Here is a 14,161-nt window from a genome sequence, read left to right as displayed (position 1 = left end):
TGCAGTTCTCAAACAACGACCAGCCACCCACCACCCCACCCCGAAGGGACGAGTTCACTGGGGCCGGATCGAAGGACAGCCAAACGGCCATACCCTCAGATACCCAACAACGTGCCCGACCCGACCGATCCACCACCACGTTCCACGCCCCGAAGAGCAGTACTAACAGTGACCAACCAATCGTGCCGAATAGTCAACGTTCCACCCATGAGCAACCAGCACCGAACACTCGCCGGTGTACTGGCCTCTGACCAAACCGAAGCCTGGTAAGAAGTGCTCCTTAGAAAGGAGGTGATCCAGCCGCACCTTCCGGTACGGCTACCTTGTTACGACTTCGTCCCAATCGCCAGTCCCACCTTCGACAGCTCCCTCCCACAAGGGGTTGGGCCACCGGCTTCGGGTGTTACCGACTTTCGTGACGTGACGGGCGGTGTGTACAAGGCCCGGGAACGTATTCACCGCAGCAATGCTGATCTGCGATTACTAGCAACTCCGACTTCATGGGGTCGAGTTGCAGACCCCAATCCGAACTGAGACCGGCTTTTTGAGATTCGCTCCGCCTCGCGGCATCGCAGCTCATTGTACCGGCCATTGTAGCACGTGTGCAGCCCAAGACATAAGGGGCATGATGACTTGACGTCGTCCCCACCTTCCTCCGAGTTGACCCCGGCAGTCTCCTGTGAGTCCCCATCACCCCGAAGGGCATGCTGGCAACACAGAACAAGGGTTGCGCTCGTTGCGGGACTTAACCCAACATCTCACGACACGAGCTGACGACAGCCATGCACCACCTGTATACCGACCACAAGGGGGCACCATCTCTGATGCTTTCCGGTATATGTCAAGCCTTGGTAAGGTTCTTCGCGTTGCGTCGAATTAAGCCACATGCTCCGCTGCTTGTGCGGGCCCCGTCAATTCCTTTGAGTTTTAGCCTTGCGGCCGTACTCCCCAGGCGGGGAACTTAATGCGTTAGCTGCGGCACCGACGACGTGGAATGTCGCCAACACCTAGTTCCCAACGTTTACGGCGTGGACTACCAGGGTATCTAATCCTGTTCGCTCCCCACGCTTTCGCTCCTCAGCGTCAGTAATGGCCCAGAGATCCGCCTTCGCCACCGGTGTTCCTCCTGATATCTGCGCATTTCACCGCTACACCAGGAATTCCGATCTCCCCTACCACACTCTAGCTAGCCCGTATCGAATGCAGACCCGGGGTTAAGCCCCGGGCTTTCACATCCGACGTGACAAGCCGCCTACGAGCTCTTTACGCCCAATAATTCCGGACAACGCTTGCGCCCTACGTATTACCGCGGCTGCTGGCACGTAGTTAGCCGGCGCTTCTTCTGCAGGTACCGTCACTTTCGCTTCTTCCCTGCTGAAAGAGGTTTACAACCCGAAGGCCGTCATCCCTCACGCGGCGTCGCTGCATCAGGCTTTCGCCCATTGTGCAATATTCCCCACTGCTGCCTCCCGTAGGAGTCTGGGCCGTGTCTCAGTCCCAGTGTGGCCGGTCGCCCTCTCAGGCCGGCTACCCGTCGTCGCCTTGGTAGGCCATTACCCCACCAACAAGCTGATAGGCCGCGGGCTCATCCTTCACCGCCGGAGCTTTTAACCCCGTCCCATGCGGGACAGAGTGTTATCCGGTATTAGACCCCGTTTCCAGGGCTTGTCCCAGAGTGAAGGGCAGATTGCCCACGTGTTACTCACCCGTTCGCCACTAATCCGCCCCGAAAGGCTTCATCGTTCGACTTGCATGTGTTAAGCACGCCGCCAGCGTTCGTCCTGAGCCAGGATCAAACTCTCCGTGAATGTTTACCCGTAATCGGGTGCACACACACGAGAGCGGAACAACCGGTCGGAATAAGACCCGTTGTTCACAGCGTCCTCGCTGTGTTGTTGCCTACCGCCGCACATGGCGACCGTAGGACTTTCAAAGGAACCTCCAACCTGCACCAGGTGCAGGCCGGGGTATCAACATATCTGGCGTTGACTTTTGGCACGCTGTTGAGTTCTCAAGGAACGGACGCTTCCTTCGGTCCCGTTTCACCGGGGCCCTCCGGGCGCTTCCCTTCGTTCTTGCGTTTCCGACTCTATCAGACTCTTTCGTGTCCGATTCCCGGTCGAAGCGGGGTGCTTTCGAGGTTCTTCGCTTTCGCGTTTTCCCTTTTCGGCGAGTCCGACTCTATCAGATCCTTTCGGGCCTGATTCCCAGTCAGCGGGTTTTGTCTTCCCGGCTGTTGGGCCGTTCCGACGCTCAAACTCTAGCGGATTCTCCCGGCGGCTCATAATCGGGCCTTCGCAATGAATTCCGGCATACCGAAATCATCCCGAGTGGGAGGTCGTGCTGAGTTTGGTTGCCGCGTTCGCGGCGGGATCGGCTGCCGCGGAACCGTTCCGGCTCCGTGACAACTCGGAGAACTTTACGGATCCACCAGGGGGGTGTCAACCCACCTCCTGTGGTCCTCCGTCGTGGTCCGCAGGGGGTCCTCAGTCCAGGTCGGTGAGACGGCCGCCGGCGTCCGGCTGGGCGTGCTCCACGCGGCGCAGGAGGCGGACCAGGAGCTCGCCGAGGACTCCGCGCTCGGCGCCGGACAGGTCCTGGAGGAGGTCCTCCTCGAAGTCGCTCGCCATGCGCATCGCCTCAAGCCACTTCGTACGGCCCTCGTCGGTCAGCTCGACGATGACGCGGACCCGGTTGTTCTCGTCGCGGTCCCGGGTGACCAGGCCCTCGCCGGCCATCCGGTCGATGCGGTGGGTCATGGCGGCCGGGGTGAGACCGAGCCGCTTCGCCAGTTCGCCGGGGCCGAGGCGGTAGGGGGCACCCGACAGGACGAGGGTCTTGAGGACCTCCCACTCGGCATTGCTGATGCCGAGGGCGGCGACCTGTCTCCCGTACGCGACGTTCATGCGGCGGTTCAGGCGGCCCAGCGCGGAGACGACCTGTTCGACCTGGGGGTCGAGGTCGCGGAACTCGCGCTGATAGGCGGCGATCTGTTCGTCGAGGCTCGGCTCGTCGGGGCCGGGCTCCTCGGTGCTCTCGGACATGGCGGGCAGTATGGCACGCCCTCGCCAGCCTTGAAGTCCTTCGAGGTGAAGTTTTCACCTTCTAACTTTAGTGCTAAAGTCTTCGAGTCTGATTCCTTCGAGATCTTGAGGTAGGTGAGTGTGACCAGGGAGATGGGCGCAGCGCTGCGGCGGATCCAGCTGGGCAGCGCGCTGAGCGCGTTCGGGCTCGGGTTCACCGTTCCGTATCTGTACGTCTACGTGGCGCAGGTGCGGGATCTGGGCGCCGGTACGGCGGGAGTCGTACTGGCGGTGTTCGCAATGGCAGCGCTGGCCGTTCTGCCGTTCACCGGGCGGGCCATCGACCGGCGGGGCCCGCTGCCCGTGCTGGTGGTGGCCTCCGGTCTCGCCGCTGTCGGCGCCGCCGCCCTGGGGTACGCGAGCAGCGTCCCGGCCGCCGTGCTGGCCGCCGCGGTCCTGGGTGCGGGCACCGCCGTCATGCAGCCCGCCCTGGCCACGATGCTCGTGTGGTGCTCCAGCACCGCGACCCGTACGCGAGCCTTCGCCATGCAGTTCTTCCTGCAGAACCTGGGGCTCGGTCTCGGCGGGCTCGTCGGCGGGCAGCTCGTGGACGTGAGCCGTCCGGCGAGCTTCACCATGCTCTTCCTGATCGAGGCCGGGATGTTCGTGGTGCTCGGCGTCGTCGTCGCCACCGTGCGGATGCCCCGTACGGCCTCCCTCGGCGGCGCCCGGCCGACGGACGGCTCCGCAACGAGGGGCGGCGGTCTGCGGGCCCTGCTCTCGCACCGGGCCATGGTCCAGCTGTGTGTGCTGGGGTTCGTGCTGTTCTTCGCCTGCTACGGACAGTTCGAGTCCGGCCTTGCCGCGTACGGCACCGAGGCCGCCGGGATCGAGCCCTCGACGCTCGGCTTCGCGCTGGCCGCCAACACCGCTGTCATCGTCATCGCCCAGTTCGTCGTCCTGCGGCTCGTGGAGCGGCGGCGGCGCAGCCGGGTCATCGCGGCGGTCGGCCTCATCTGGGCCTTCGCCTGGATCGTGGCGGGGTACGCGGGGCTCGGGCACGGCAGCCAGGCCATGGCGACGGCCGCGTTCATCTCGACGTACGCGCTCTTCGGGCTGGGCGAGGCGATGCTGTCGCCGACCGTGGCGCCGCTGGTCGCCGATCTGGCGCCGGAGTCGATGGTCGGGCAGTACAACTCGGCCTTCGCCCTGTGCAAACAGCTCGCGCTCGCGGTCGGCCCGGCTGTCGGCGGGCCGATGGGGGCGTCGCTGCACGGCCCGTACATCGTGACGTTCGTGCTGTTCTCGCTGGGCATCACGGTGCTCGCGCTGCGGCTGGGGCGCCGACTCACCCCCGTACAGGACCAGCCGTCGCTGGCCGATGTCCCCTCGCGGGTGGTGGCCGTGTCGCGGCCCGAGGGTGCCGCTCCGGCCGCCGCGCCCGCGCCGGCCGCTGCGGGTCGCTGAGCCAGGAAGCTGCGCAGCACGTCAGCGGGCCAGCACGTCAGCAGGGCAGGGCGAACTCGCACCAGACCGCTTTGCCGCCGCCCGGTGTGCGCCGGCTGCCCCACGACGCGGCGATCGACGCGATGATCTCGATGCCGCGTCCCGCCTCGTCCGCCGGTTCGGCCTGGCGGCGGCGCGGCAGGTGGTCGTCGCCGTCGGTCACCTCGATGATCAACCGCCGGTCCGTGCGGCGCAGGCCCAGGCGCATCGGCGGGGTGCCGTGCTGGAGGGAGTTCGCGACCAGTTCGCTGGCGGCGAGGACGCCGAGGTCGCGGAGCTCGACCGGGAAGCGCCAGGAGGTCAGGACCCCGGTGGCGAAGGCGCGGGCGCGCGGGGTGGCCTCGATGCCGCCGAGGAGGTCGAGCGCGGCGTTGTGGAACAGCTCCGCGTCCGTCCCCGTACGGGCGGGGTGCTGGACCACCAGGACCGCCACGTCGTCGTCGTGCTCGGCGGTGACTCCGAGGGAGCGGATCAGCCGGTCGCAGACCACCTGCGGTGATCCCTTGGCGCCGGAGAGGGCGCGGGCGAGTGAGGCCACCCCCTCGTCGATGTCCTCGCTGCGGCGCTCGACCAGGCCGTCCGTATAGAGGACCGCGGTGGAGCCGGGCGGCAGCGCGATGGTGCCCGAGGTGTGGACCCAGCCGCCGGTGCCGAGCGGGGGGCCGGTGGGTTCGGCGGCGCGCTGGACCGTGCCGTCCTCATCGCGGACGAGGATCGGGAGGTGGCCCGCGGAGGCGTAGACGAGCTGTCCCTCGTTCGGGTCATGGACGGCGTAGACACAGGTGGCGATCTGGGTGGCGTCGATCTCGGCGGCGAGGCCGTCCAGCAGCTGGATCACCTCGTGCGGCGGGAGGTCGAGCCGGGCGTAGGCGCGGACCGCTGTGCGGAGCTGGCCCATCACGGCCGCGGCCCGGACGCCCCGGCCCATCACGTCACCGATCACCAGGGCGGTGCGGCCCGCGCCGAGGGTGATGACGTCGTACCAGTCGCCGCCCACGGCCGCGTCCGTGCCGCCGGGCTGGTAGGTGGCGGCGATGCGCAGGTCGTCGGGCTGCTCCAGCTCCTGCGGGAGCAGGGAGCGCTGGAGCGTGACGGCCGTTTCGCGGTGGCGGCGCTCGCTGGTGCGCAGGCGTTCGGCGGCCTCGGCGTGGTCGGTGACGTCGGCCGCGTGGACGAGGACGCCTCCCTCGCCCTTGTCCTGGGTGTCCTCCGCGCTGTCCCAGGCGGCCACCGGGGTGCAGGTCACCGTGTACGAGCCGCCCTCGGCGGTCCTGCGGGACTTGACGGTGCGGGGGGTGCCGCTGCGCAGGACCTGGTCGAGCAGGGGAAGCACGCTGAGCTCGGCGAGCTCGGGCATGCCATCGGCCGCTGGGACGCCGGGCGGGCGGGGGCCGAACACGGACTCGTACGCGCCGTTGACGTAGGCGACGCGGTGGTCCGGGCCGTGCAGCAGGGCGACCGGGGCGGGGAGCCGGCCGAGGATCTCGCGGGCCGAGAGGTCGTCCAGGGCGGGCCCGGGGAGGGCCGGCGTCCCGTCCGTACCGGACGGTTCGGGTGTGGCGCCGTCCGGCAGGGCGGGCGCGCCTTCCTGCCGGGCGTATTCGGCCCGGGCCGCCGGTACGGAATTACGGTCGTCCCGCGCGGCAGCTCGGCGCTGCGTTCCGGGAAGGCGGGCGCTCCAACGCGTGAAGTTCACGGAATTTCTGGCCTCGTGTGTCGGTCTGGTCCGCTCGGGCGGGCTGCTTCTTCTGCCGGGTTCGGGGGCACCGGGGGCCGGACCCCCGGGAAGGCGCAGCCGGGCCTCGTCGTGCTGTTGGTGCGTCGCTGCTGGTCACTGTTGGTCACTGCCGGCCGGGTCACTCTGTGCAGGTGTGGGCCCACCTATGGTCACACGTCCAGTGTGACCGACCGTACTGACAGTTGCCGCCCAACGGCCTGCCCGACCGTCGTTCCCATCTCGAATTCATGCCCGATTCATCCCTCGGTCCGGCTCTCCGTCAGCCCTTCGGGCGGTCGGGGCCGGTGCGTGGTGGCGTGCCGGGGTCGGTTCCGCCGCCCGCCGCGAGTTCGAACTCGGCGCGCGGGTGTTCCAGCGATCCGAGGGAGACGATCTCGCGTTTGAAGAGCCCGGCCAAGGTCCATTCGGCCAGGACGCGTGCCTTCCGGTTGAAGGTCGGCACCCGGCTGAGGTGGTACGTACGGTGCATCAGCCAGGCGGGGTAGCCCTTGAGCTTGCGACCGTAGACGTGGGCGACGCCTTTGTGCAGGCCCAGGGAGGCGACCGATCCGGCGTACGCGTGGCGGTACTCCTTCAGCGGGCGTCCCTCGACCGTCGCGAGGACGTTGTCGGCGAGGACCTTCGCCTGGCGCACCGCGTGCTGGGCGTTGGGGGCGGTCTCCCGGCCCGGTTCGGCGGCGGTCAGGTCGGGCACGGCGGCGGCGTCGCCGGCGGCCCAGGCGTGCGGCATGCCCTCGACGCCGAGGGTGGCGGTACAGCGCAGGCGTCCGCGTTCGGTCAGGGGCAGGCCGGTGGCGGCGAGGAGCGGGGCCGGTTTGACGCCCGCGGTCCACACGAGGGTGCGGGTGGGGAAGCGGGAACCGTCGCTGAGGACGGCGATGCGGCCCTCGCAGGTGTCGAGGCGGGTGTCGAGGCGTACGTCGATGTTGCGGCCGCGCAGCTCGCCGATGGCGTACGCGCCCATGGCTTCGCCGACTTCGGGGAGGATGCGCCCGGAGGCCTCGACCAGGACCCATTTCAGGTCCGCGGGCTTGATGTTGTGGTAGTAGCGCGCGGTGTAGCGGGCCATGTCCTCCAGTTCGGCCAGCGCTTCCACGCCCGCGTAGCCGCCGCCGACGAAGACGAAGGTGAGCGCCGCGTCGCGGATCGCGGGGTCGCGGGTGGCGGAGGCGATGTCCATCTGCTCGATGACGTGGTTGCGCAGCCCGATGGCCTCCTCGACGGTCTTGAACCCGATGCCGAAGTCGGCGAGACCGGGGACGGGCAGGGTGCGCGAGACGGACCCGGGGGCGATGACGATCTCGTCGTAGGAGATCTCCAGGGCTCCGGTGCCGTCCTCCTGCGTGGCGAGGGTGGTGACGGTCGCGGTCCGCTTGGCGTGGTCGATGCTCCGGGCCTCGCCGATGACGATCGTGCAGTGGTCCAGGACGCGGCGCAACGGCACGACCACATGGCGCGGCGAGATCGAACCGGCGGCCGCTTCGGGGAGGAACGGCTGGTACGTCATGTACGGCTCGGGGGTGACGACCACGATCTCGGCGTCGCCGCTCTTCAGTCTCTGCTTCAACTTCCGTTGGAGACGCAGCGCTGTGTACATCCCGACGTAGCCGCCGCCGACGACGAGAATGCGCACACCTGGCCGGGTGCCGGGGGTCGTCCCCCGGGAATCTGGAGCCATCACCACCCCATGACGCAACGGAGTCAGTGGTTTGTCCACAGCCCCGACAGATTGTGTGACTGGAGGACACTGAGCGGCCGGTACGGCCCGTGCGGCGTGCGACCCGACAGCCGCGCAGGTCAGACGCTACGCACAAGGCCGTTGGACGGAGGGTGACCGGGGCAGGACGGGCGCTTGCTCCGATCGGGCGGCAACCCATGCGGAACTACCCCCTTCTGAATTGACCCGGGCTCAACTATGTTCGTAACCCGTCGGGGTGTCGGGTGCGGATTTCGTTGTGCTCCGCTCCCCGGCTGATACGACGGGGAAGTCTCCGGGGGGAGACGTCATAACCGGGGGAAGTTATGCATATTCAGGATTCGCATGGCCAGGCTGCGCTCTCGCACGCGTCCGAGAACCACGGGCGCCTGGGTTCCGTGGGAGCGCTCGGCGTCATGAGCTCGGCGGACACGGTCCGCTCCGCCGCCGCGGTGAGCGCGGCGGCGATGGAATCGGCCGCTGCGGGACCGGGAGTTGCGGGACCTGCGGTCGGCCGGACCGCGAACGGGCCGACGGCCTCGGGCACCGCGAGCGCGCCGCGTTCGGCCCCGCTGCGCGTGGACGCGCAGCGCAATCTGGAGCACGTGCTGCGCGCGGCGCGTGAGGTGTTCGGGGAGCTGGGTTACGGCGCCCCGATGGAGGACGTGGCCCGTCGCGCCCGCGTCGGAGTGGGCACCGTCTACCGGCGGTTCCCGAGCAAGGACGTGCTGGTGCGGCGGATAGCCGAGGAGGAGACCTCCCGGCTGACCGAGCAGGCACGTACGGCCCTGGGGCAGGAGGAGGAGCCCTGGTCGGCGCTCTCCCGCTTCCTGCGGACCTCCGTGGCTTCGGGGGCGGGCAGGCTGCTGCCGCCGCAGGTGCTGCGGGTCGGGGTCGACGTGGACGAGCCGGGCATACCGGCGGCCGCCGGGCCGGCGCCGGTGCCGGGCGAGACGGACGAGACCCGGGTTCCTCAGCAGCGGCAGGGCCTGGGCCAGAGCGGCCAGCGCGTGGTCGGCCGACGCAGCGCCGGCGTCGACGGGCTCGACGGCCTCGACGGCCTCGGTGAGGAGACGGGCTCGGTCGAGCTGCTGGAGGTCGTGGGCCGACTGGTCGACCGGGCCCGGGAGTCGGGTGAGCTGCGCCGGGATGTGACGGTGGCCGATGTGCTGCTGGTCATCGCCACGGCCGCCCCCTCTCTGCCGGACGCCGCCCAGCAGGCCGCGGCTTCGGCCCGGCTGCTGGACATCCTGCTGGAGGGGCTGCGGTCGCGGCCGGCGTGACGGCGGGAGCTTGACCGTCCGCTGCTCCCTCACGTGCTCGCCTGCTCCCACGTGCTCGTCCGCGTTCGGCCGCGTCGGTCTGCCTTGTCGGCAGTGTCGGCCGGGCGGGCCGGGCGGGCTCTCGCCGAGAGGCACATCAGCAGGCGAGCATTCCCCGAAAGGGGGGACGTCAGCACTCGCGTTCGGGAAATCGCCCCGGATGAGTGGTTGGCGGGACGGATAGGGCCAGCGCGATTGAGCCATGTGGCAGTCTTGGCCGGTATTCGGGTCCGAGGGTGTATACGGGGGCTTCCGCGATGAGCGGTAACGAGCAGCAGGAAGAGCCGCTCGACGAGATCGCTTCGGTCGGCGGGGGCACCAAGGCCGACGGGCTGTCCGCCGGGCAGGTGCCGGCCCAGGCCGGACGTGGTCCGTCGGACGGTTCGGACGGTGAGGCCGACGGCTGCACCGTTCTGCCCGGGCCCTGGCCCGCCGTCGCCGAGGACGACACCTCCGGAGCAGTCGGTGCGGGAGCCGGTCGGGGAGCCGGCGCGCACGCGGTTCCGCAGCAGCGTGAGGGCCGCGGCGGGTCGGCCGATCTCGGGCTTTCCGACGCCCAGTTGATCGAGGGCATGCGCAGCGGCGACGACCAGGCCTACGAGGAGCTGTTCCGGCGGCATTCGGGCGCCGTGCTCCGTTACGCCCGCAGTTGTTGCCGGGACGCCCACACCGCCGACGACCTGACGGCCGAGGTGTTCGCCCGCACCCTCCAGGCCGTACGGGGCGGAAAGGGGCCGCAGGAAGCGGTCCGGGCCTACCTGATGACCGCCGTGCGCCATGTCGCGGCCGCCTGGACGAAGAGCGCCAGGCGGGAGCAGCTGGTCGACGACTTCGCGGTGTTCGCCACGCAGGCCGCCCGCTCCTTCGAGCTCTCGGACGACGACACCCTCGACCTGGGCGCCGATGTGCTGGCGATGCACGAGGCCGAGCAGTCGATGGCCATGCAGGCGTTCCGGAGCCTGCCGGAGCGCTGGCAGGCGGTCCTGTGGCACACCACGGTCGAGGAGGAGTCGCCGAGCGAGATCGCCCCGCTGTTCGGCCTCACCGCCAACGCCACCGCCGTCCTGGCCAGCCGGGCCCGCGAAGGGCTCAAGCAGGCGTATCTCCAGGCCCATGTCAGCCAGGCGCTCACCACCGGCGGGGACTGCGCGCAGCACGCCGACCGGCTCGGCGCCTACGCCCGGGGCGGACTGCGGATGCGCGCCGAGCGCGGTCTGCGCAAGCATCTCGACGAGTGCGCCAAGTGCCGGGTGGCCGCGGGCGAGCTGGAGCATGTGAACGCCGGAATCCCGGCGCTGCTGCCCATCGCGGTCATCGGTTGGTTCGCCGCCGGGTATTCGCTCAAGGCCGCGGGCATCGTGGCGGGCGGCACCGCCGGGGCCGCCGGAGCGGGGGCCGCAGCGGCGGCGACCGGCTCCGGCTCCTCCGGAGGGGCCGTCGGCGGGGCCGCGGTCTCCGAGGGGCTCGGCGCGCCAGCCAAGGCCGGCATCGCCGCCACGGTGGCCGTTGCCGCGGCGGCCGGTCTGGTGTGGGCGCTCATCGGCGACGACCAGCCGAAGCCGGAGCCCAAGCCGGTGGCGAAGCCCCCGGCCGTGGCGCCCGCGGTGCCCTCCCCGGAGCCTCCGCCACCGTCCCCGAAGCCCGCTCCTGAGCCGCCCCCCGCCCCCGTGCCGTCCGCGCCCGCACCTCCGGAGCCGACGCCGTCCGCGGCGGCTCCGACGCCCCGCCCCACGCCGTCGAAACCCGCGCCGCCCGCGCCGAGCCCGCCGCCGTCCCCGAAGCCCACCCCGGCCCCGAAGCCGCCGCCCCCGCCCGCCCCGGAGGTGTACCAGGTCAGCGAGCTGGCGTACTCGCTGTTCGGCGCCCACGCCGAGCCGGAAGTGGAGATGGGCCAGAGCAGTTGGGTCTGGCAGCGGACGAACGTGGCGATCGCCTCCACGCGGTACGCCCACGGGGTGACCGTGCACGCCCAGTCGTCGGTGACCATCCGGCTGAACCGCCCGTGCACGCGCTACGACGCCATGGTCGGGGTCGACGACCTGACGATGGGGCTCGGCGCGGTCCGCTTCTCCGTGTTCGACGGGGACGGGGCGCGGCTGTGGCGCTCCCCCGTGATGCGGGGTGGCGAGCCCGCCGTACCGGTGAGCGTCTCCCTCGCCGGGCAGTCCTCGATCCGGCTCGTCGTGGAGCCGGATTCACCGTTCGGCGGGGTGGCGTTGGCCGACTGGGCGGAGTCCCGGATCAGCTGCGCCTGAGGCTCCCTGTTCGGATCTCCCCGGCGGGGCGTTCCGGTCAGGGCTGGAGCGTACGCCTGGCCGGGATCACTCCGCCCGCCACCGCGCGCTGGCGCGGGGCCGCCGTGCCCGTCCAGCAGGTGCCCCGGCGGGTCACCAGGCGGCGCAGCCACAACTCCGTGGAGGCCAGGTCCGCCAGGCCGTCCAGCGGCAGCGGCTCCCCCTCGGACGCGGCGCGCAGGGCCTTGCGGACCACGCGCGCCTCGACCAGGCCCGCGTCCGCGAGCAGCGGGGCGTCGAACAGGGCCATCAGCTCGGGCAGCGCGGTGCGCAGGCCGGTGCGGGTGACCGCGGTGGAGGTGGCCTGGGAGGGCGTGCCCCAGCCGGGCGGCAGGTCCTGGATACCCGCCCCGCCGAGCACCCGGCGCAGGATCGCGGCCCGTGCGCCGGGCTGGACGCGGAGCGACTCGGGCAGGGCGCGGGCCGCCCGGACGACCTGGTTGTCGAGGAACGGGGCGTGCAGGCGCTGGCTGCGGATCTCCGCGGCCTGCTCCAGGATGCGGTGGTCGGCCGCTCCCCGGGCCAGGGCCGCGCGGGCCCGGGCCTCACCGGGGCGCTGCACGGACGCCGGGCGGATCGCAGCCTCCTGGAGACGAACCGATACTTCGGCCAGCGCCTCCCCTGTCAGCCAGCGCGCCGCGGGCCCCGGGCGCGACCAGGCGAGGGCGGCGAGCGAGGCGTCTGCGGGGGTGGCTAGGTCGGGGGCGTAGCGGTTGGCGTCGGGCAGGAGTCCGGCGGCGTACTCCAGGCCGGTGCGGTACGACGTACGGGCCAGGCGGCGGGCGGCCCGGTAGACCGTCAGCGGGACGAACAAGGAGTGCGCTGTGGGGCCTTCGGCCTTGGTGAGGGCGGCGACGGGGCGCAGGAGGTGGCGGCGGCGCCGGTCCATCAGGAGGTCGGCGAGGCGGGCCGGGTGCGCGTCCAGGACCTGCCGGGCCCCGTGCCCGACGAGGTGGTCGGCGCTGCCCGCGGAGAGGCGGCGGCGGTGGCGCTCTGCGAGGACGAGGGAGGGGGCCGGTTCGTCGGTGAGCGGGCCGGCACCCAACGAGGCGTACGGCAGGGCCTCTTCGCCCGCCGCGACGACCACGTGGTGCAGGCGCGGGTTGGCGGCGATGGCGCGGGCCCGCTCCAGCTCGTCCTCGTTGCCTCGGGTGGTGAGGTCGTTGAAGGTGACGGCGAGCAGCCGCTCCCCCGCGCCGGTGCCGTGGCCGAGGGGTGTACCGGGCAGTCCGGGCAGCCCGGCGGCGAGCAGGGCCAGGGTGGCGGAGGCGCTGCCTCCGGAGAGGTCGGCGCCGATGCCCGCCACCGGGGCGCCCCGGGCCGCGCGGCGGTCGGCGGGGCCCATGCCCGGGACCGGCCCCGGGTCCGGCGGCAGGGTTCCCGGAGCGTGGCGCGGGGCCGTGAGCCGGGCGCGTACCGCTTCGACGAGCGCGTCCCGTACGCCCTCCACCGCGTGCACCGGGTCGGCCTGGGGTGCGGCGACGGCGAGCGAGGCGACGGCTTCGTAGCCGGTGATCTCCCGCGAGCCCTCCCGCAGGATGAGCGCGTGACCGGGCGGGACCCTCTTCACGCCGACGTAGGGCGTGCCGTCGCCGAGGGCCTCGGGGGTTTCCGGGCAGGCGAGCAGGGCGGCGAGGTGCCCGATGTCGAGCTGGGCCTCGATGAGGTCGGCGAGCGGCAGGGCGGCGGTGGCGTAGGCGGTGCCGCCCGCCCAGGGGGTGTGGAAGACGGGCCGGGCTCCGGCCAGGTCGCCCGCGACGGTGATGCGGCGGCCGATCTGCACGACGGCGGTGTAACTGCCGGGCCAGGCGGTGAGATGGCGCATCGCACCGCCGCGCGCGGCGAGGAGGCCGACGCGCAGCTGCTCGTCGGTGGCCCCGCAGCAGCCGAGGACGGCGAGACGGGCGGTGGGCGCGCCTTCGGGGGTCGCGACGCCGATGACGCGGATCTCGTCGGGGCGCCAGTCGCCGACCGCCCACAGCGGATCCGGGTCTCCCCAGAGGAGTTGGGAGCCGACGGGGTGAACCGTGCGCCCCTCACCGCTGTTTCCGACGGCGCCGACGGTGCCGAAGCTCGCGGCGATACTGCTCCATCCCACCAACCAACGCATCGCCGCCTCCACAGGCTGTGGACAAACGGCGCACCTGCATGAACGAAACGCCGCTGCGGACATGCTGCCACGACAACGCCGCACGAGAGGGGGTACGGGCAGCGCACGCCGGAAGAGCATGCGCCCCTGGCAAAGGCCCGGCACGGCCCGCGTCACGACTCCGCCGCGCCTCACCGCGACTTCACTGCGACCTTCACCGCGAGCACAGCAACGGAGGCGCATGTTCCGGGAGTTGTGACCTGTCGGACCCGACGGGCGAGGCGGCAACCCGGCGCCGCCCCGGCACGCTCCCAAGGGAAGAGGACAGGCCGGCGCCGCCCGGAAACAGCGTCGATATCCGGCCATAGTCTGATCGTTGGCCAAACCCTCACCGGACCGTCGCTATTCGGCCATTCTCCTGAGACGCCACCGCGCGCGCATACCGTGCCGCGCCCCCTCGGCGCCCCCTCTCACGCACAGTCCGGGAGGTGGG

At 71.0% G+C, this 14,161-nt stretch carries 7 protein-coding genes and 1 rRNA gene; 3 read left to right on the top strand and 5 right to left on the bottom strand.

All coding sequences use genetic code 11. The annotated features are described in order from the left end of the window. Positions 1 to 284: 284 nt before the first annotated feature. Together RI138_RS17510 and RI138_RS17505 are read right to left on the bottom strand one after the other, a co-directional pair. Positions 285 to 1,808, bottom strand: a 16S ribosomal RNA gene (locus RI138_RS17510). A 678-nt stretch (positions 1,809 to 2,486) separates the two neighbouring features. After that, positions 2,487 to 3,044: a MarR family winged helix-turn-helix transcriptional regulator gene (locus RI138_RS17505; protein ID WP_096633031.1), complete on the bottom strand. Its 558-nt coding sequence runs from the start codon at positions 3,042 to 3,044 to the stop codon at positions 2,487 to 2,489. 132 nt (positions 3,045 to 3,176) lie between these two features. On the opposite strand from RI138_RS17505, the gene RI138_RS17500 reads away from it, so the two are divergent. Further along, a complete protein-coding gene (locus tag RI138_RS17500) occupies positions 3,177 to 4,490 on the top strand; it encodes an MFS transporter (protein WP_311122916.1) in 1,314 nt (437 codons plus the stop codon). Positions 4,491 to 4,527: 37 nt separating this feature from the next. On the opposite strand, the gene RI138_RS17495 is transcribed toward RI138_RS17500, so the two are convergent. Both RI138_RS17495 and RI138_RS17490 read right to left on the bottom strand, forming a co-directional pair. Then, complete coding sequence (locus RI138_RS17495) at positions 4,528 to 6,225, bottom strand: ATP-binding SpoIIE family protein phosphatase (protein WP_311120688.1); 1,698 nt, start codon at positions 6,223 to 6,225, stop codon at positions 4,528 to 4,530. 301 nt (positions 6,226 to 6,526) lie between these two features. Next, positions 6,527 to 7,864 carry an FAD-dependent oxidoreductase gene (locus tag RI138_RS17490; RefSeq protein WP_398864292.1) on the bottom strand — a complete coding sequence of 446 codons (1,338 nt, stop codon included), beginning with the start codon at positions 7,862 to 7,864 and terminating at the stop codon, positions 6,527 to 6,529. A gap of 515 nt (positions 7,865 to 8,379) precedes the next feature. Here RI138_RS17490 and RI138_RS17485 point away from each other — a divergent pair. Both RI138_RS17485 and RI138_RS17480 read left to right on the top strand, forming a co-directional pair. Beyond that, positions 8,380 to 9,246, top strand: a complete 867-nt coding sequence (locus RI138_RS17485; RefSeq protein WP_398863183.1) for a TetR family transcriptional regulator — start codon at positions 8,380 to 8,382, stop codon at positions 9,244 to 9,246. Positions 9,247 to 9,542: 296 nt separating this feature from the next. Then, positions 9,543 to 11,540: a sigma-70 family RNA polymerase sigma factor gene (locus RI138_RS17480; RefSeq protein ID WP_311120685.1), complete on the top strand. Its 1,998-nt coding sequence runs from the start codon at positions 9,543 to 9,545 to the stop codon at positions 11,538 to 11,540. Positions 11,541 to 11,577: 37 nt separating this feature from the next. Here the strand turns inward: RI138_RS17480 and RI138_RS17475 are convergent, their stop codons facing one another. Next, entirely contained in the window at positions 11,578 to 13,689 is a 2,112-nt protein-coding gene (locus RI138_RS17475; protein WP_311120684.1) for an asparagine synthase-related protein, read from the bottom strand. Positions 13,690 to 14,161 lie beyond the last annotated feature (472 nt).

The sequence above is a fragment of the Streptomyces durocortorensis genome (assembly GCF_031760065.1).
Taxonomy (GTDB): domain Bacteria; phylum Actinomycetota; class Actinomycetes; order Streptomycetales; family Streptomycetaceae; genus Streptomyces.
Note: the sequence above shows the minus strand (reverse complement) of the source record. Positions and strands in the feature narration are given on the sequence as shown.

Bases quoted from the DNA above. Each gene is read 5' to 3' on its own strand.
- RI138_RS17505 (WP_096633031.1), bottom strand. From the start codon at position 3,044: ATGTCCGAGAGCACCGAGGAGCCCGGCCCCGACGAGCCGAGCCTCGAC.
- RI138_RS17500 (WP_311122916.1), top strand. From the start codon at position 3,177: ATGGGCGCAGCGCTGCGGCGGATCCAGCTGGGCAGCGCGCTGAGCGCG.
- RI138_RS17490 (WP_398864292.1), bottom strand. From the start codon at position 7,864: ATGTACACAGCGCTGCGTCTCCAACGGAAGTTGAAGCAGAGACTGAAG.
- RI138_RS17485 (WP_398863183.1), top strand. From the start codon at position 8,380: ATGAGCTCGGCGGACACGGTCCGCTCCGCCGCCGCGGTGAGCGCGGCG.
- RI138_RS17480 (WP_311120685.1), top strand. From the start codon at position 9,543: ATGAGCGGTAACGAGCAGCAGGAAGAGCCGCTCGACGAGATCGCTTCG.
- RI138_RS17475 (WP_311120684.1), bottom strand. From the start codon at position 13,689: ATGCGTTGGTTGGTGGGATGGAGCAGTATCGCCGCGAGCTTCGGCACC.